Annotated in this window: 15 protein-coding genes and 2 pseudogenes; 13 read left to right on the top strand and 4 right to left on the bottom strand. The window is 68.3% G+C overall.

The window, feature by feature from the left end:
- The 3 genes and pseudogenes from QZT59_RS04590 to QZT59_RS04580 form a co-directional block, all read left to right on the top strand.
- A pseudogene (locus QZT59_RS04590) lies at positions 1-236 on the top strand (cupin); the annotation flags it as partial.
- A gap of 275 nt (positions 237-511) precedes the next feature.
- Positions 512-1,903: an FAD-binding oxidoreductase gene (locus QZT59_RS04585; RefSeq protein ID WP_290811967.1), complete on the top strand. Its 1,392-nt coding sequence runs from the start codon at positions 512-514 to the stop codon at positions 1,901-1,903.
- A 433-nt stretch (positions 1,904-2,336) separates the two neighbouring features.
- Positions 2,337-3,602 (top strand): sulfite oxidase, encoded by a 1,266-nt coding sequence (locus tag QZT59_RS04580; RefSeq protein WP_290811964.1) that lies wholly within the window; start codon positions 2,337-2,339, stop codon positions 3,600-3,602.
- A gap of 99 nt (positions 3,603-3,701) precedes the next feature.
- On the opposite strand, the gene QZT59_RS04575 is transcribed toward QZT59_RS04580, so the two are convergent.
- A complete protein-coding gene (locus tag QZT59_RS04575; RefSeq protein WP_290811961.1) occupies positions 3,702-4,529 on the bottom strand; it encodes a class I SAM-dependent methyltransferase in 828 nt (275 codons plus the stop codon).
- Positions 4,530-4,709: 180 nt separating this feature from the next.
- Positions 4,710-5,528 (bottom strand): winged helix-turn-helix domain-containing protein, encoded by an 819-nt coding sequence (locus QZT59_RS04570; RefSeq protein ID WP_290811958.1) that lies wholly within the window; start codon positions 5,526-5,528, stop codon positions 4,710-4,712.
- Between the two features lie 100 nt (positions 5,529-5,628).
- Between QZT59_RS04570 and QZT59_RS04565 the strand changes: the two are divergent.
- Positions 5,629-5,757 (top strand): annotated as a pseudogene (locus QZT59_RS04565) (carboxylate--amine ligase); the annotation flags it as partial.
- A gap of 108 nt (positions 5,758-5,865) precedes the next feature.
- On the opposite strand, the gene QZT59_RS04560 reads toward QZT59_RS04565, so the two are convergent.
- A complete protein-coding gene (locus QZT59_RS04560; RefSeq protein WP_290811955.1) occupies positions 5,866-6,180 on the bottom strand; it encodes a HalOD1 output domain-containing protein in 315 nt (104 codons plus the stop codon).
- Between the two features lie 688 nt (positions 6,181-6,868).
- On the opposite strand from QZT59_RS04560, the gene QZT59_RS04555 reads away from it, so the two are divergent.
- From QZT59_RS04555 to QZT59_RS04525, 7 genes are all read left to right on the top strand, one after another.
- Positions 6,869-7,663 (top strand): bifunctional 2-polyprenyl-6-hydroxyphenol methylase/3-demethylubiquinol 3-O-methyltransferase UbiG, encoded by a 795-nt coding sequence (locus QZT59_RS04555; protein WP_290811953.1) that lies wholly within the window; start codon positions 6,869-6,871, stop codon positions 7,661-7,663.
- A 478-nt stretch (positions 7,664-8,141) separates the two neighbouring features.
- Positions 8,142-9,731, top strand: coding sequence for an ABC transporter substrate-binding protein (locus QZT59_RS04550; protein WP_290811950.1), 1,590 nt, complete (start codon positions 8,142-8,144; stop codon positions 9,729-9,731).
- A gap of 27 nt (positions 9,732-9,758) precedes the next feature.
- Positions 9,759-10,748, top strand: a complete 990-nt coding sequence (locus QZT59_RS04545) for an ABC transporter permease (protein WP_290811947.1) — start codon at positions 9,759-9,761, stop codon at positions 10,746-10,748.
- A gap of 54 nt (positions 10,749-10,802) precedes the next feature.
- The gene (locus QZT59_RS04540) at positions 10,803-11,810 is read left to right on the top strand and encodes an ABC transporter permease (protein WP_290811944.1); all 1,008 of its coding nucleotides are present in this window, start codon (positions 10,803-10,805) and stop codon (positions 11,808-11,810) included.
- 1 nt (position 11,811) lies between these two features.
- Complete coding sequence (locus QZT59_RS04535) at positions 11,812-13,065, top strand: ABC transporter ATP-binding protein (protein WP_290811941.1); 1,254 nt, start codon at positions 11,812-11,814, stop codon at positions 13,063-13,065.
- Positions 13,062-14,483 carry an ABC transporter ATP-binding protein gene (locus QZT59_RS04530; RefSeq protein ID WP_290811938.1) on the top strand — a complete coding sequence of 474 codons (1,422 nt, stop codon included), beginning with the start codon at positions 13,062-13,064 and terminating at the stop codon, positions 14,481-14,483. Before QZT59_RS04535 ends, QZT59_RS04530 begins: the two co-directional genes overlap by 4 nt.
- 268 nt (positions 14,484-14,751) lie before the next feature.
- On the top strand, positions 14,752-15,213 hold the full coding sequence (locus tag QZT59_RS04525) for a hypothetical protein (protein ID WP_290811935.1): 462 nt from the start codon (positions 14,752-14,754) through the stop codon (positions 15,211-15,213).
- Positions 15,214-15,447: 234 nt separating this feature from the next.
- On the opposite strand, the gene QZT59_RS04520 is transcribed toward QZT59_RS04525, so the two are convergent.
- On the bottom strand, positions 15,448-16,107 hold the full coding sequence (locus tag QZT59_RS04520) for a hypothetical protein (protein ID WP_290811932.1): 660 nt from the start codon (positions 16,105-16,107) through the stop codon (positions 15,448-15,450).
- A 351-nt stretch (positions 16,108-16,458) separates the two neighbouring features.
- Between QZT59_RS04520 and QZT59_RS04515 the strand changes: the two genes are divergently transcribed.
- The gene (locus QZT59_RS04515) at positions 16,459-17,358 is read left to right on the top strand and encodes an NAD(P)-dependent oxidoreductase (protein ID WP_290811929.1); all 900 of its coding nucleotides are present in this window, start codon (positions 16,459-16,461) and stop codon (positions 17,356-17,358) included.
- A partial coding sequence (locus tag QZT59_RS04510) for an SDR family NAD(P)-dependent oxidoreductase (RefSeq protein ID WP_290811926.1) occupies positions 17,355-18,073 on the top strand: 719 nt, incomplete at its 3' end. The genes QZT59_RS04515 and QZT59_RS04510, both read left to right, overlap by 4 nt.

The raw sequence follows: 18,073 nt of genomic DNA, 5'->3' as shown, positions 1-18,073 counted from the left end.
GATCCGGCTGGCACCGCCACCCGGGGATGTCCATCGTCCGGATGCTCGAGGGCGAGATCGAGCACACGATGGAAGACGACTGCGTCCCGCGGACCTACTCGGCGGGCGACGCCTGGATCGATCCCGGTCACGTCCACAAGGCCGACAGCGAGAACGGGGCCCGCGCCCACGTCACCTTCCTGGGCATCCCCGACGGGGAGCCGGCGACGGAGTGGGTCGAGCCGGTCGACTGCTGACGGCTCGATCCGAAGTCGGGGCAGACTCGGGACGTATCGAGTGCTGACGGCTCGATCCGAAGTCGGGGCACCCTCGGGACGCATCGAGTGCTGACGGCTCGATCCGGAGCCAGGGCAGACTCGGGAGGCATCGACTGCTGGCGGCGCGGTCGGGGACGTATCGACGACCGTCGACGTGCCCGCGAGCGCGTCGCCGGCGCCGGGGAACCGTCCCCGCGGTTCGACGGTACGCGAATTCCCGCCGACGCGCGGGACCTGACGGACGAGGAAAGACGATGGCAACGACAACACGAGACGGAACCGACGAAGCGATCGAGCGACTACGGGAGGAACACCGGGGCGAGCTGATCCGACCCGAGGATCCGGGGTACGACGAGGCGCGTGCCATCTACAACGGGATGATCGACAGGCATCCGCGGCTGATCGCCCGCTGTGGCGACGTCGCGGACGTCATCGCGGCCGTGAACTTCGGGCGCGAGCACGACCTCGAGACGGCGATCCGCAGCGGCGGGCACAACGGCGCGGGGCTGGCGACGGTCGACGACGGCCTGGTGATCGACCTCTCGGAGATGACCGGGATCCGCGTCGATCCCGGCGCGGAGACCGTCCACGTCGAACCCGGCTGCACGTGGGGCGACGTGGATCACGCGACCCACGCGTTCGGCCTGGCGACGGTGAGCGGCGTGATCTCGACGACCGGCGTCGGGGGGCTAACCCTCGGCGGCGGCCACGGCTACCTGTCGCGCAAGTACGGCCTGACCATCGACAACTTGCTGAGCGCGGACGTCGTGCTGGCGGACGGACGGCTCGTCCGCGCGAGCGAGGACGAGCACCCGGACCTGTTCTGGGCGCTTCGCGGCGGCGGCGGCAACTTCGGCGTCGTCACCTCGTTCGAGTTCCGGTTGCATCCGGTCGAGACGGTGGTCGCCGGGCCGCTGTTCTGGCCGATCGAGGAGCTCGGGACCACCATGAAGTGGTATCGCGAGTGGCTTCCCCAAGCGCCCGAGGACGTCTACGCCTTCTACCTCACCGCGGAGGTGCCGGGCGACCCCTTCCCGGAGGAACTGCACGGCGAGAAGGTCTGCGGGCTGATGTGGTGTTACCTCGGGCCGGAAGACCGGATCGACGAGCTGATGGAACCGGCCCGCGACGTCGCCGAGCCGCTGTTCGAGCACGTCGATGCGATGCCCTACCCGGCGCTCCAGGGCATGTTCGACGACCTCTACCCGCCGGGGGACCAGTGGTACTGGAAGGGCGACTTCGTCGACGAACTGACCGACGAGGCCATCGCCGAACACGAGCGGTTCGCGGCGGTGCCGACCCCGAAGTCGACGATGCACCTCTATCCCGTCGACGGCGCCGTTCACCGCGTCGGCGAGGACGAGACGGCCTGGAGTTACCGCGAGGCGAACTGGTCGATGGTTATCGCGGGCGTCGACGCGGATCCCGCACAGCGCGATCGGATCGCCGACTGGGCGCGCGACTACTGGGCGGCGCTGCACCCGCATTCGGCGGGCGGCTCCTACGTCAACTTCATGATGGACGAGGGTCACGACCGCGTTCGGGCCACCTACGCCGACAACTACGAGCGGCTGCGGGAGGTCAAGGCCAGGTACGATCCTGACAACTTCTTCCGCGTGAACCAGAACGTCGAGCCGGCGACGTGAATCGCGCCGACGGTCGTCAACAGTGGTGAACCGCCCCGGGGTCAAGAGGTTCGAGACGCCTCTGGCGTCTCGGCATCACGGAAGATCTTTGTTCTTCCGAACGACCCCGAGGCACTCGCCCTCCTCCGCCTGTAGACCCAGAACGGGTGCCCGAACGAGCATTCGGCCGTCGCGTTATCGCCGAACGCGGCCACCGACGGGCTGATTCCTAACTCCGCGCCCGCTTCCGGAACCGGGACGCCGACGCGCGCCCCACACGTCGGACAGGATACGTCTCGACGCTCGGTCGTTCGTGCCATCGTCGATCACGCACGCCACGTCGCGGACGAGAGTACGGGATTCTCGGCGTTTCCTGACGGCTTCTCGACCGCGACTCGTCGCCCGGCCCGTCCACGGGTGTTCGTTACTTTGCCGTGCGGGTGGTGGGTTCTCCATGGTCACCGAACGCCCGCGGGAGAGCCGTCGCGGAGAGATCGACGCGATCGTAGAGCGGAAGGCGGGCGGCGTGACGGAGACGCGCGACGCGGCCGAGAAGTACACGGTCGTCGGGGCCGCGTCGCGGCGGACGTTCGCGAACTGGGTGACGCCCATCGCGGAGCACTTCGTCTGCCACCGGAACGATATGCCGGATACCGACGCCGATTCGTGGACCGTCTCCCTCGCCGGCGAGGTCGACGGGGAGCTCGCGATGGCCGACCTCCGGGAGGAGCATCCGACGGTGGCGGTCGCCCACACGATGGTGTGTGCGGGCAACGGTCGCGGCCACCACCGGCCCGAGACGGGAAGCGTTCAGTGGGGCTTCGAAGCCGCAGGCACCGCCTTCTGGACCGGGGCGCCGCTCGAGTCGATCCTCCGGGCCCACGGCGTGACGGCGCCGGACGGGAAGTGGCTCACCGCCGTCGGGGGCGACCGCTCGGACGGCGAGGACGTCTTCGCGCGCTCGATTCCGCTCGCGAAGGCGTTCGACGACTGCATTCTGGCGTGGGAGATGAACGGCCGGGCGCTCCCGCGCGAACACGGCTATCCGGTGCGGCTGATCGTTCCCGGGTGGTACGGCGTTAACAGCGTGAAGTGGGTCGAGGAACTCCGCGTCGCCGACTCGATGGTTGTCGAAGGATCGCTCGACCGCCCGGGCGAGCACGCGTTCTGGCAGCAGCGCGCCTACCGCATCCACCCCGCGGGGATCGAACCGGCGTCGAACGAGACGGTCGAGACGGTCGACACGTGGGCGCAACTGGACGGTGCGGTGGAGCACCCGTACGCGTTCGATGCCACCGTGATGTCGGTGATCGGAAGGCCGGACGGGGAGTCGCCCGTCACGCCGCGACTCGACGGGACGATCGACGTTCGCGGGGTGGCGTGGGCGGGCGACGACGCGGTCGAGCGCGTCGAGGTGTCGACCGACGCCGGCGAGAGCTGGGACGACGCGACCCTGTTCGGCCCCGAGTACGCCGGCGCGTGGCGACTGTTCCGATACGAGTGGGACGCCGAACCGGGGCGCCACGCGTTGCTGTCGCGCGCGACGGACGAACGCGGTCGCAGGCAACCCTCGAGAATTTCCGAGCCGGAGGCCTGGCGAGACGCGCTCGAGGCCGACGAGTTCCCCTGGAACGAGGGCGGCTACGCCGCGAACGCCTGCGAACCGAACGCCGTGACGGTCGACGTTCGGAGCCGGGACGAGGAGGGGTCGTTCGGGTGAGGCCGACGCAGTAGTGGTGGCAGCCCGAAGCTGCCTGCTTCGACGGACCGCGCCGGGATCCGCGGATATCCGCTCGCCTCGAGACGGAGTCCTCCGGTCCTATCGGCGTGCGGTGAGCACGTACGATTCCATCGGGAGGACGATCCCCTCGTCGTCGGTGTAGGGTTCGAGTGCGTTCCCGACGTCTCGGACGAGGGCTCGCTGGGCCGCCGCTCGAACCGCGACGAGCGATTCGGCGAGCGGCGAGCTCGCCGCCTCTCGGCGGACGAACTCCGCGGTCGACGGATAGCGCATCGACCCGACCTCGACGGTGATCGAACACTCGTCGAACCCCGCGTCCCCGACGAGCGAACGAAGGTCGTCCGCGTCCCACGCCGGGAACGGCGACCGCATCATCGTCGCGGCGTCGTCGCCGACGTGGCGCGCCAGGGCATCGGCGAGCACCTCGTAGGCGCCGTTGTGCTCGATCGGGCGCCAGACGCTGACGCCGATCCGCCCGTCAGGAGCGAGCACGCGGTGCATCTCTTCGAGCGCGACGCCGGGTGCCTCGACGAACTGGAGCGCCTGCTGGCAGCAGGCGACGTCGAATCGCTCGTCCGCGAACGGGAGATCCGTGGCGTCTCCCCGTCGCCACTCGATTCTCGGCGCGAGATCCGCGGCGCTCGCCTCCGCCACCCCCAACATCCCCTCGTTGATATCGATGCCGACGACGGTGCCCTCGCCGCCCATCCGTGCGGCCCCGCGTCGGGCGACGATACCGGTCCCGCAGGCGACGTCCAGCAGGCGATCGCTCGCCCGGAGATCGACCCGGTCGAGGAGTCTGTCGGCCCACGGTTCGAACATCCCCGGAACCAGGTACCGTTCGTAGGCTTCCGGGCCGTTTCGGTCGAGCTGCCAGCCGGTCGATCCGCGTTCGTGTTCGGACATGGATTCACCTCGAACGGGAGGACGGCGAGAACGGTCATCTATCTGTCCGGTGAAAACGTTTCACGGCGTGAAAGTGCCGACCCGCTCGCCGCCGATCCGAACGAGTTCAGGCGCGGATCGGACGGTCAGGCACGTCGCCGAGACGGTTCGGGGGCAGGAGACCGGTTCGGAGGAACCGGTTCAGGAGACCGGCTCGGACGATGCGGTGAGATCCGCCGCGTCGATCGGGCGGGCTTCGGCTCGGTACCGATCGAAAAGTGACGCCGCCCAGGCGCGCATCTCGGCCGACTCCGTGTCGACCAGCGCCCGCAACAGCCCCGTCTCGGGGTCGTAACAACAGATGCTGACTCGCTCGTCGAGGATGCAGACGCCGCACCACTCACTCAGCGGGAGATCGTCGTGAAGCAAAACGGTGTAATCGGCTCGTGCCGCCGCCTCCGTGACCGTCCGTTCGTCCCAGGAGCGGACCGCCTCGAAGACGGCGGGCGGGTAGACGTACTCGCAATCGAGGTCCTCGAGGGCGCGTTCGAAGAAGGCCTCGAGGTTGCTCGATTTCAGGATCGCCATCCCGAATCCGCGCATCCGCTCCGTCTCGTGGAGGAGCTGTGCGAACCGCTCGACTGGTTGGTAGGGGTAACCGGGCCCCGGCCGGGAGACCACCGCGTCGGTGAACAGCTCGAGGCCGAACCCGTCGATCTCGTGGGGCAGCCACTGCGCGACGTCGCGCAACGTTCGTTCGATTCGTACCGCGTCGCGGAACTCCCGGAGTCGGTCGGCGACGAATTCACCCGGCGCCGTCAGTTCGTACGTCGGGCCGTTCCTGACGATCCAACGTCGCTCCTCGAAGTCCGCCAGTATCCGCCCCATCGTCGGCGAGGATGCGCCCGTCGCCGCCCGCAGATCGTTCCGGTCGGCGGGTCGGTCGGCCAACTCCTCGAGCACCGCGACGCGGTGGTCCGACCGAACGAGAAACGCGACCTCGGCGAGCGGCGGATCCATAATCGTGGTACTCCGCGTCACTAAATAGCTTCCCCGGTCACGAAACGTCGCGGGCGGTCGTCGAACTCGACGCGGGCCATCGTCTCGCGGGCTCGGCTGACCGAGCGCGTTCCGCGAGTCGGTGGCGAACTCCGAGCTCGAGGGGTCGGGCCCGGCGCTGCTCCGCGAAGTCGATTGGCCCGGGCTCGCGATGGTCGAGTTCCTCCGTGAGGAGGAGACGGGCCCGTTTTCGACGTCGCGTCGACCGACCACTCGCGGCCGACGGACCGACGGTCGATCCGCTTTCGGCGTCGACCGACGGCCGCTCCTCACGTCGTCGTTCGGTACGGGTTGTCCGTCACGCGTCGACGGCCGATCGGACCAGGATCTTCCCGTTCCCGCGAACGACGACGTGGTAGCCGGCGTAGTGGAAATCGACCTGCTCGACGGGTTCGTGAGATCGCGACAGGAACAGGGCGTTGAGCGCTTCTGGGTCGATCGCATGATAGAGCGGCGGCAGCGAGGCGGGATCGGTTCCGTCCACCTCGGCGACCGTCGACACGAGCGCGTACACTGGCGTGTTCTCGGAATCTCGTTCCCACTCGGCGCTGGCGAGTACGATCGACGATTCGAGAGCGTCCGCTTCGTTGACCAGTGTGTCTGACTCTGTCATTGCCCGGAGTGCCACGGCCCTCCATAAAAGGCTTACCAAAACGCGTAGGTGGTGCAGGCGCAATTACGAAAATTCGCTGGACATTCGTGCTAACTTCTTCGAAACATCGGACGTATCGAGGGAACTGATCGTGGTGAACTCGCGCACGATTCGGGCGACGCGAACCGAACCCGAAGCTGCCAGCGTCCGTCGATGACTCCAGCGTCCGTCGATGACTCCAGCGTCCGTCGATGACTCTCGCGTCGAGGATGACCCCTTCTCGGTCCACCAGCTCGTCGACCCGACGGTCGACCTCGTCGCTCCACTCGACCTGATAACACGCGTCGTCGCCGAACGCGGCGCACTCGACGAGCGTCGACGCGGCCGGGCCGCTCGAGAACGCGTCCGTCACTCGATCGAAGTCGACACCGGCGACCCACAGACACGGCATCACCCACTCGGTGGTGCGTGCGGGGACGCGCTCGCCCTCCACGCGCAGTTCCGGGACCTCGGCCCGCGTCCGGCGGAGCGCGAACGCGTCGGTCTCGATGGAAAACGTTGCGACCAGCCCAGGTGCCGTTCGCCCGTCCAGCCCCCGAAGGGGGCACCGTGATCGCGGCGGTCTCCGCGGACGGTACGGGGAGACACCGTTCCCGTCGGGCCGGAAGCCGTCCGACGGGCCTTTACGCGTCCGCCGAGAGTGGTACACGTGGATTCTAACGAGGTTCGCCGCGAGTGGGCCGAGCGGTCGGGGGAATATTCGCCGGCGTACTACGCCTACTACGGTGCGGACGATCGGAGCGAGTCGGTTCGCGCGATCCTCGAGCGGTTCGTCGACCGCGAGGCGACCGTCCTGGAACTCGGGTGCAGTTCGGGCCGGCACCTCTCCCATCTCTCCGAACACGGCTTCGAGAACCTGGCGGGAATCGAGCTCAACGGCGACGCCTTCGAGGTGATGGCGGAGACCTACCCCGAGCTCGCCGCTCGCGGCACCTTCTATCACGACGCGATCGAAGCCGTCGTCGACGACTTCGAGGACGGACAGTTCGACGCGGTCTATTCGGTGGAGACGTTACAGCACGTCCATCCGGACGCCGAGTGGGTGTTCGCGGAGCTGGGGCGGATCACCGACGACCTCCTGATCACGGTGGAAAACGAGGGTGAGGACGCGCCAGACGGTGGCGTCGCGGGAACGATGGACGAAGGAGGGAACGAGCGGGCGGCTCAGAGCGGCGGCGACGGAGGGAACGAGCGGGCGTCGCTGAGCGGCGGCGACGGAGGGAACGCGCGGGCGGCCCAGAGCGGCGGCGAGCCGGGTCGTCCGTCGCCGACCGAACCCGCGGTGACCTACGTCGACGACGACGTCCCGCTGTACCACCGCGACTGGAATCGCGTGTTCACCGAGGTCGGCCTGGTCGAAGTCGACGCCAGGGAGGGCGAGCGAGATACCGTCCGGGCGTTTCGATCGAGGAAGATCGGTCCGTCCGCTGATCGAGGCGGGTGACCAGTGGGAACGTCTCCGCGGGCCGTCCCCGACCGGGTGCTGCCGGAAGCGTTTCGCCCGCCGAAGTTCCGCGCCCGCGATCGAGCGTCCCGAGCTCGGTCGCCGCGCTATCGGCGTCGGTCGACGGATTGCAGGTCAGCGTGCTCGGTCCCGGCGACCTACCGATTTCCCGGCCGAACGACACTCCACTATTCGTACCGAAACTTTTGGAATTAAATGTGAAGTGGCAATTGGCTGAATGAGATAAACTCCTGACCACTCATATAATCATCTACTGAACAATTTCGTTACACGGCCGGGGCGTTTGAGGGTGACACTTCGACACGAAAGGTCGAAAAAACCGGATTTCATCTCAATTATGCGGCGTAGAGGGGGACATTCGCCGGAAATTCTGGGGCCCGGGGAAAAATCCTTCACTCTTGGGATGCCGAACTTCCCGACCCCCACAACTTATGAGGTTGTGGTGTAATCGGAAACTATGACAGGGAACAACAATGGTGCTGTCGGAAGACGATCCTTCCTCGCGTACGCGGGTGCGGCGGCGGCGACCGCGACGATAGCGGGCTGTCTCGGCGGCGACGATACGGATCCTGACGAAGGCGAAGGCGAAGTCGACGAGGACTCCGAGCTGTGGATCAGCCAGACGCAAGATCCGACGACGCTCGACCCGCACGACCACCGGGAGACGACGACGGACAACGTGCTCCTCCAGGCCTACGAGTTGCACCTCGCGCGCGATCCGGACGGGGAGATCACCGACGGCCTCGTCACCGACTGGGAGATCGTCGATGACGACCAACACCGGCTGACCGTCCGCGAGGACGTTTCGTTCCACGAGGGGGACGACCTCGCGCCGGAAGACTGCGCGTTCAGCATCAACCGCGTCGTCGATCCCGACGCGGGGAACCTCGAGAGCCCGCAGGCGGACCAGCTCGCCGGGGTCACCGGCGCCGAGGTCGCCGACGACGATCACGCGGTCGTCGTCCACTCCGAGGGCGCCAACCCGACCGTGTTCGCCAACCTGGCGTCGTACTGTCCGGTCGTCCAGGAGTCGTGGGTGATGGACCGCGAACCGGAGGAGGTCGCCGAGGAGATCAACGGGACCGGCCCGTACCAGCTCGAGGAGTTCGTGGCCGACGAGTACACCCGGTTCACCGCGTTCGAGGACTACTGGCAGGGCCAGGCCGAGATCTACGAGCTGACCATCGACGCCTCCAGCGAGTCGAGCACGCGGATCAACAGCCTGCAGGCGGGCGAGATCGACGTCGCGACCGCCGTTCCCCCGGACGACGCGCCGGGCATCGACGCGGACGACGACCTCCACATCGCGGACGCCCCCAGCACGCGGATCCTCATGCTGCCGATGCGCTACGACGTCGAGCCGTTCGACAGCCAGGAGTTCCGGCAGGCGATGAACTACGCGATCGACTTCGACGCGATCATCGAGAGCGTTCTCAACGGGTTCGGCGACGCGACGGCCCAGCCGACGCTCGAGGGCTACGTCGGGCACAATCCCGGCCTCGATCCGTACCCGTACGACCCGGACCGCGCCGAGGAGCTGATCGAGGAGAGCGGCCACGCGGGCGAGGAGATCGAACTTCACGTCCCCGCGGGGCGGTACCTCCAGAGCGACGAGATCGCCCAGGCGTGCGTCGGATACATCGACGACCTCGACAACGTCACCTGTAACATCGAGATGCGCGACTTCGGCGAACTCGCGGGCACGTTGCTCGACGGTGACATCGAGACGACGCCCCCGTTCTTCCTGATCGGCTGGGGGAACACGACGTTCGACGCTCAGCAGAACCTCTACCCCTGGTTCACCGACGGGACCTCCCAGTACACGTTCATCGACGACGACCTGCAGGGGCTCATCCGCGAGGCGGCGTCCGAAACCGATCCGGACGAGCGCGAACAGATGCTGATGGACGCGTGCGAAATGGCCCACGAACTGGCGGTGTTCGTGTTCTTGAACCGCGAGTACCTCATCTACGGCATCAACGACCGAATCGAGTGGGAACCGAGGCAGGACGAGTACTCGCTCGCCTACGAGATGTCACTGCGATAGCCGCGCCATCGGGTCCAACACCACCTAATGTCACTGTATCGATTCCTCTTGCGGCGAGGAGCACAGGGATTGTTCGTCATCTGGGGGGTCGTCACGCTGGTGTTTCTCCTCCGGTTCATGACGCCGGGGAGCCCGGTCGACTTCGTCGCCCCGTTAGACGCGTCGCCGGAACTCCGCGCACAGATCGCCGCGAATCTCGGCCTCGATCAGCCGATTTACGTCCAGTACGTGGAGTATCTCGTCGGGCTCGCGCACGGAGACATGGGGTACTCCTACCTTCGGGGCCGGCCGGCGAGCTCGATCGTGTTCGCCAGACTCCCAGCGACGATCGAACTGGCGATCGTCGCGACGGTGGTCGCCATCATCATCTCCATCCCGCTCGGCGTCGTCAGCGCGACTCGGCGGCACAAGCCCGCAGATTACGCCGCCACGGGGTTCTCGCTGGTGGGGATCAGCACCCCGAACTTCTGGCTCGGCATCATGCTGATCTTGCTCGTCTCGGTGAGTCTCGGCATCCTGCCGACGAGCCGGCGGCCGATCGGGCTCCTCCCCGCGCTGGAGATGCTCATCTTCCAGCTCGAGGTCCAGGGGATCCGGACGTGGGTCGCCCACATCATCCTCCCGGCGATCACCCTCGGGACGTACTTCACGGCGATGATCGTCCGGCTGACCAGGAGCGGGATGCTGGACGAACTCGGCAAGCCGTACGTCCAGGCGACGCGGGCGAAGGGGCTGCCGGAGACGCTCGTCAGGTACAAACACGTGCTGCGCAACACCATGATTCCGATCATCACCGTCCTCGGGCTCCAGCTGGGGTCGCTCATCGGCGGGGCGGTGATCACGGAGTTCGTCTTCAACTGGCCGGGCCTCGGCACGCTCATCATCAACGCGATCGACGTTCGGGACTGGCCGATCATCCAGGGGGCGCTCATCGTCATCGGCATCGGGTTCGTCGTCATCAACATCGGCGTGGACGCGCTGTACACCTACCTCAACCCGAAGGTGAGTTACGAATGACGCGAACGACTCGCGGTGATCGCGCGTGATGGGAACGACTCGCGGTGATTCCGAATGATCTCGGATCGCGTCCGGCGCAGCCTCAGGCGGGAGTTCAGTCGGAGCCTCATGGCGAAGATCGGACTCGTGCTCGTGGTCCTGATCTTCCTCACGGCGATCTTCGCCCCGTTTCTCGCGCCCCACGATCCGACGGCCCAGGGGCTCGAGGAATCGAACCTGCCGCCGGTCGGGGTGACGGACACCGCCGAAGAGTTCCGCATGGTCGACGGCGAACGCGAGACGGTCGAGACGAAGACCACGGGAACCATGGACCACCCGCTCGGGACCGACTCGCTCGGGAGGGACCTCTTCTCGCGGGTGCTCTTCGGCGCCCGAACGTCGCTGATGGTCGGCCTCATCGGAACCGGCATCGCCGTCGCCACCGGCGTGAGCGTGGGCCTGGTCGCGGGCTACTACGGCGGTCGGATCGACGACTCGCTCATGCGGTTCGCGGACATCATGCTGGCGTTCCCCGCGCTCGTGCTCGCGCTCTCGCTGGTCGGGCTGTTCGGCCCGGCGACGATCCGGATACCCGACCCCTTCGTGGCCGCGGGACTCGTCGACGGCATGCCGGAGACGTTCGCGTTCCCCGTGACGCTCACGCTCGTCGTCGGGATCGTCAACTGGGTCTGGTTCGCCCGGATCGCGAGAGGCGAGGCGCTCTCGATCAGACAGGAAGAGTACGTCAAGGCGGCCAGGAGCCTCGGCGCGAACGACCGGACCATCTTGCGCCAGCACGTCCTGCCCAACAGTCTCACGCCGATCATCGTCCTCGCGACGATCCAGGTCGCGGCGATCATCCTCCTCGAGAGCTCGCTCTCGTTCCTCGGGTTCTCGGGAACGACGCTCTCGTGGGGCTTCGACATCGCGCAGGGGCGGGACTACCTGGCGACGTCGTGGTGGATCGCCAGCATTCCCGGGCTCGCCATCGTCCTGACGGTGATCGGGATCAACCTGCTGGGCGACTGGCTCCGGGACGCCCTCGACCCCGGCATCGACGGCGAACACGGGGGTGGGATGTGAGATGAGTCGCGAGCCGCTGCTGCGCGTCCGCGGACTCAAGACCCGATTCTTCACCGAGGAGGGCCGGGTGAACGCGGTCGAGGACCTCGACCTGGACGTCCGCGACGGCGAGGTGTTCGGCATCGTGGGCGAGTCCGGCTCCGGCAAGAGCGTCACGGCGCGCTCCATCCTGGGGCTCCTCGAGTCGCCGGGCCGGATCACCGCCGGGGAGATCTGGTATCGGAGCCCCGAGGTGGCGACCAGCGTCGCCGAGGATCGACCGGAGGCGGTCGACGGCGACTACGTCGACCTCCAGGCGATTCCGTCGTCGGTCCGACGGACGCTCAGGGGAACGCACTTCGCCATGATCTTCCAGGATCCGATGAGCAGTTTCAACCCGTCGCTCACGGTCGGCGAGCAGATCGCCGAGGCCGTCGAGGCCCAGCAACGAGCGCGGGCGAATCCCCGCTCGGTCGCGTCGCGGACCCAGGGGTACGGCCTCGGTCAGTTTCTCCTGAGTACGGTGTCGGGGGTGCGAGAGTACGTCACCGAATCGAGTCGAGAGCGCGCCGTCGAACTGCTCGAGACGGTCGGCATTCCGGACGCCCAGCTTCGCGCCGATGAGCACCCCCACGAGTACTCGGGCGGCATGCTCCAGCGGGCGATGATCGCCCAGGCGCTGGCGGGCGAGCCGAACGTGCTGATCGCCGACGAGCCGACGACCGCGCTCGACGTCACCATCCAGGCCCAGATCCTCGACCTCCTCACCGAAATCCAGGAGGAGACGGGGATGACGATCCTGCTGATCACGCACAACCTCGGCGTCATCGCTCGCATGTGCGACCGCGTCGGCGTGATGTACGCCGGCGAGATCGTCGAGCGCGGCACGCTCGCCGACGTCTTCCAGGACTCGGTCCACCCGTATACTCGAGGCCTGCTCGGCAGCGTGCCCGACCTCGAGGGCGTCGCGAGCCGCCTCCAGCCGATCCCCGGGAACGTGCCGGGCCTGTACGACCACGAGATGGGCGAGCGCTGTTACTTCGCCGACCGGTGTCCGAAGGCGATGACGGAGTGTCTGGAGCACCCGCCGGACTTCGAGATCCCCGACAGCCCCGAGCACGCCGCGAAGTGCTACCTCGCGGAGACGAGCTACGACGAGTCGCGGGCGCTCCCCGACGGGTACTTCGAGGACGAGCCGACCGCGGACGACGCGGGGGACGGCGACCGGGAGCGGCCGGTCGAACGATCGCGAGCGGACGGGGGTGAATCACGATGAGCACGGACGATTCGAGCGGACGACCGACGAGCGCGGACGATTCGAGCGGGCGATCGACGAGCGCGGACGATCGCCCGGCGGGCGGCCCGGCTCGAGACGGGGAGGAACCGCTCGTCAGCGTCGACGGCCTCGAGAAGTACTTCTGGGAGAAGGACTCGATTCTCGATCGCCTGCTCGGCGAGGAGCCGGTCGCCGTGCGCGCGGTCGACGGCGTGAGCCTCGACGTCTACGAGGGCGAGACGCTCGGGCTCGTCGGCGAATCGGGCTGCGGGAAGTCGACCGCCGGAGAGACCCTCCTCCGCCTGCAGGAGCCGACGGGCGGGCGCGTCGAGTTCGAGGGTCGAAACGTCTACGAGATGGACGGGACCGAGCTGACCGAGTTCAGACGGGAGGCCCAGGTCGTCTTCCAGGATCCGTTCTCGAGTCTCGATCCGCGGATGACGGTCGGACAGATCGTCCGGCAACCGTTCGAAATCCACGACGTCGGGACCCCCGACGAGCGCCGCGAGCGGGTCCGCGAACTGCTAGCGCACGTCGGCCTCTCGGCCGACCAGATCGACCGGTACCCCCACGAGTTCTCCGGCGGCCAGCGCCAGCGGATCGGCATCGCCCGCGCGCTCGCTCTGGAGCCGGAGTTCATCGTGCTGGACGAGCCGACGAGCGCCCTCGACGTCTCGGTCCAGGCGCAGGTGCTCAACCTGCTGGACGACCTCCAGGACGAGTTCGACCTGACCTTCCTGCTGATCAGCCACGACCTCTCGGTGATCCGCCACGTCTGCGACCGGGTGGCGGTGATGTACCTCGGCGAGATCGTCGAGGTCGGCCCCGTCGAGGAGATCTTCGACGAGCCGCGTCACCCGTACACGCGGGCGCTGCTCGAGAGCGTTCCCCGGGCGTCGGTGACGGAGAGAGACCGCGAGCGCGAGACGCTCTCGGGGGACGTGCCGTCGCCGCGGAATCCGCCGAGCGGCTGCCGGTTTCGCACCCGCTGTCCGCAGGTGATCCCGCCCGAGGACCTGGACGTCGAGCAGGAACAGTATCGGGCGATCATGAACGTGCGCGAGCGGATCGAATCCCGGACCATCGCGCTCGAAGCGGTCGGCGAGGGCGGCGAGTACGCGGACGAAGACGGCGAGCTCGCGGTCGACGACGTCGGCGCCTTCGTCGACGATCTCAAAGCCCAGCTTCTCGACACCACGCTGGCGCCGCGCCACGACGAGCGCGTGGAGGCGGCGCTCACCGAACTCGCCGCCGAGAACTGGGCGGACGCGGCCGACCGGCTGCGGTCGGCCTACGAGAGTCCGTGCGAGCGGGTCAACCCCGACCTCGGCGAAGCCGATCACCCGGTCGCGTGTCACCTCTACCGCGACGACGCCGACCCGGGTGGCCGCGACGAGGGGTTCGACTTCGCGGGATGACGGCGGTCGAACCGGGACCCGGACGTCGCTCGCGGGATGACGGCGGTCGAACCGGGGCCCGGACGGCCCGGCCTCCCTGCGGGGTCGTCGGGGCGTTCGGCGGCCACACAGGGGCGGCCCTGCCGTTGCGGTTTGTGGCCCGTCCCGGCCGCCCGCTCACGTCGCTGACGGGTCGGCGGATCGGCGGGACGGAGGACAACGTTTTTCTCGCTGAGGTTCCGGATTCGCACATGAACATGCCTGCGAGCCGGTCGAGCGAAGGGGTTCGATGAACGCCGTCAGCGACGAGCTCTGGGCGGAACTGCTCGCCGAGGCCGACGCGGTCGCGGCTGAGTATCGCGAGGACGGGTGGGAGGTCGTCGCCGTCGAACCGGGCGCGGTCTCCCCGGCGGAGAAGGACGATCGCTTCGGGCTGAGCGTCCTCCTGCAGGGAAGCGAGTACGACGCCGTCGAAACCCTCGTCGATCGCGACGGGGTCTGCTTCGACGAGGCGGAGGTCTACCGCAACGCGGCGGGCGACGTGATGTACGTCCTCGCGATCGAACTCGATACCGACAGCGAGACGGCCGTCGTCGTTCCCATGGCGTACTCCGTCGGGAGCCTCGGGCGCGTCCTCGAGACGGCGCTCGAGGAGGGCGAACTGGGCGTTCACCTCCGTCCGCTCTCGATCGAGCGGTGGGTGACGTTCACCCACGACGAGCCGTCGCTGTTCGTCGGCGGGTCCCCGTAGCCGTCGAGTGAGGCGCCGCGCGTCGGCGCGAACGCGAACCGCTCGTCGAGGAGTCCGTCGTTTTCCCGCGAGGAAGCCCGCGATCACCGCCGCCGAGCGTACCCACCTGCCGCGGTCGTGGTAGCGCCATCCGTGACGAGCGCGGAGCCCGTCGTCGGTGACGACGAAGTGTAGCGGGACGCATTGCCCCGGCCGACGGGGGCGACCCTCGACCGTTTTTCGCCGTCGTTCCGCCTAGAACGTATCGGTTATCCGCGGCGAGACGTCGTCCCGGGACCCCTCGCGGTCCTCCCGGTGCTCGTCGTCGGCGCCAGCGAGCGGGAGCCGGTCCCGAAGGGAGATCGACGCCTCGACGCCCTGGTAGTACGAGAGGTGGAGCCAGTCCGACAGCTGCCGGACCAGCCCCGAGTCGATCTCGCGCTCGAAGACTTCGCCGTCGGCGATGGTCTCGCCCTCCAGCTGCTCGAGGAGCCGCCGGGTGAGATCGACGCCCTTCTCCGCGTCGTAGCCGCGGGCCACGTAGTGCTTGTACGGGTGGCGGATCCACGAGCACTCCCAGTGGGCGTAGACGTCGATGCGCTCCTCGCGGTCCTCGATCGCGTGGAGCACGACGTGGAGCTGATGGTCGGCGAGCGGCGACGACCGCCAGACCCAGGACCCCTCGGACGTGTTGCCGTCCATTCGGACCTTGAGGGAGGCGATCGGGTTGCGGGAGAAGCCGAGCGCCGAGAGGGCGGCTTCGAGGGCCTCCTCGGAGCAGTGGGCCGTGCAGACGTACTCCTCGGCGGTGGTGTGACTGACGGCGTAGCCGCCGAAGGAGCCGTAGATCAGGTAGTGCAGCTGCGGGACGATCGTCCGGCGGACCGCGTTGACGGCGTCCTCACGAAACCCCATGCGCGACCGTCGGGCTCCGGGCGGGTGAACCTTGCCCGCGCGTTCGACGGCTCCGTATCCGCTCGTCCTCGAAATCGGGTCGGTCCGCGGAATCGTTGTGCCGTGGTCGACCCGCGGAATCGTCGCGATCTGGTCGGCTAGCGGAATCGTCGCGATCGGGTCGGCTCGCGGAATCGTCGCGATCGGGTCGACCCGCGGAATCGTCGCGATCGGGTCGGCTCGCGAGATCATTGGGATCGGATCGATCCGTAGAATCGTCGCGCTACGGCCGGACCGCGAGATCGTCGCGCTGCGGTCGCCTCGCGGGCCGTACTTCGCCATAGTGAAGTGTCTCACCCGCCGCGTCCTCGTATGCAAACCGTTCTCGTCACCGGCGCGCTCGGGAAGGTGGGCCGCTGGACGGTCGCGGAACTGGCCGGCGACTACGAACTCGTCGGGGTCGACCGCTTCGAACCCGAACGCGCCGGATCCGGGGCCGTCGAGTACCTCGCGGCGGATCTCACCGAACAGGGGCCGGCGTGGGAGATCGCCGCCCGCGTCGAGCCGGACGCGGTCGTCCACGCCGCGGCCGTCCCGGGTGCGGGCCACCGCGCTCCCACGGAGACGTTCCTGGCGAACGTCGCCAGCGCGTACAACGTGCTCGCGGCCGCAGGCGAGGTCGGCGCGGACGTCGTCTGGACGTCGAGCGAGGCGACCTACGGGGTCACGTTCGGCGAGGAGGCGCGCCCGCTCGAGACCCTCCCGATCGACGAGACGCACCCGCAGCGACCCGAGGACGGCTACGGACTCTCGAAGGTCGTCGGCGAGACGATCGCCGATCGGACCGTCAGGCGGTACGGGATCTCGGTTACGAGCGTGCAGCCGTCGTGGGTGCAGCTTCCCGGGGCGTACGAGACGCCGGCGATCCGGGACGCGTTCGATCTCGACGACCCGACGCCCTCGGGGAGCCTCTGGTCGTACGTCGACGTGCGGGACGTGGCGACGATGATCCGGCGGGCGATCGAGACCGACCGGGAGGGCCACGAGCGGTACCTCGCGGCGGCCGCGGACAACTACCTCGACGTCCCGACGGCCGACGCGATCGAGGCCGCGTGGGGGACGCTGCCCGACGAGTGCTCGCTCGAGGGCGACGAGTCCGCGTTCTCGACCGCGAAGGCTCGCGCCGAACTCGGCTGGATACCCGACCACTCCTGGCGCCAGGCGGAGCGGGCCGACGTCGACCCGCCGCTCTCGGAGGAGGCGGGCCGATGAAGCTCGACGACAGAACGGCGATCGTCACGGGGGCGAGCAGCGGGATCGGGCGCGCCATCGCGATCGAGTTCGCCCGAGAGGGCGCGAACGTCGTGATCGCGGACGTCCGCGAGTCCTCCCGGGTCCCGAACGAGGATCGACCGACCGCGGAGGCCGTCGACGCCGCGGGCGGGGCGGCCCGGTTCGAACGAACCGACGTCACCGACGGGGACGACGTCCGCGAGCTCGTCGACCGCACGGTCGAGGCGTTCGGCGGCGTCGACATCCTCGTCAACGGCGCCGGTATCACGACCGACGGCTCGGTCGAGGCGGTGGACGACGACGAGTGGGATCGGATCCACGACGTGAACGTCAAGGGGATCGTGCGCTGTTCGAAGCGGGCGCTCCCGCACCTCCGCGAGAGCGACCACGGCCGGATCGTCAACATCTCCTCCCAGCGGGGACTTCGCGGCGGGGCCTCGCCCGAGAAGGCGGCGTACGTCTCCTCCAAGGGGGCCGTGACGAACCTCACCCGGCAGATGGCGCTCGATTACGGCCCGGAGGGGATCGCCGTCAACGCGATCTGTCCCGGCCCCGTCGAATCGGGGATGACGCCGATCGAGGACGAGGACGACCGGCAGGCGCTCCTGGCGGGGATCCTGACGCCGTTCGTCGGGCAGCCGGAGGACGTCGCCCCGGCGGCCGTCCTGCTCGCGAGCGACGGCGGGCGGTACAT

Source organism: Halovivax sp., assembly GCA_007119345.1.
Taxonomy (GTDB): domain Archaea; phylum Halobacteriota; class Halobacteria; order Halobacteriales; family Natrialbaceae; genus Halovivax.
The sequence above is the reverse complement of the archived record's forward strand: the minus strand, read 5'-3'. Positions and strand labels throughout refer to the sequence as shown.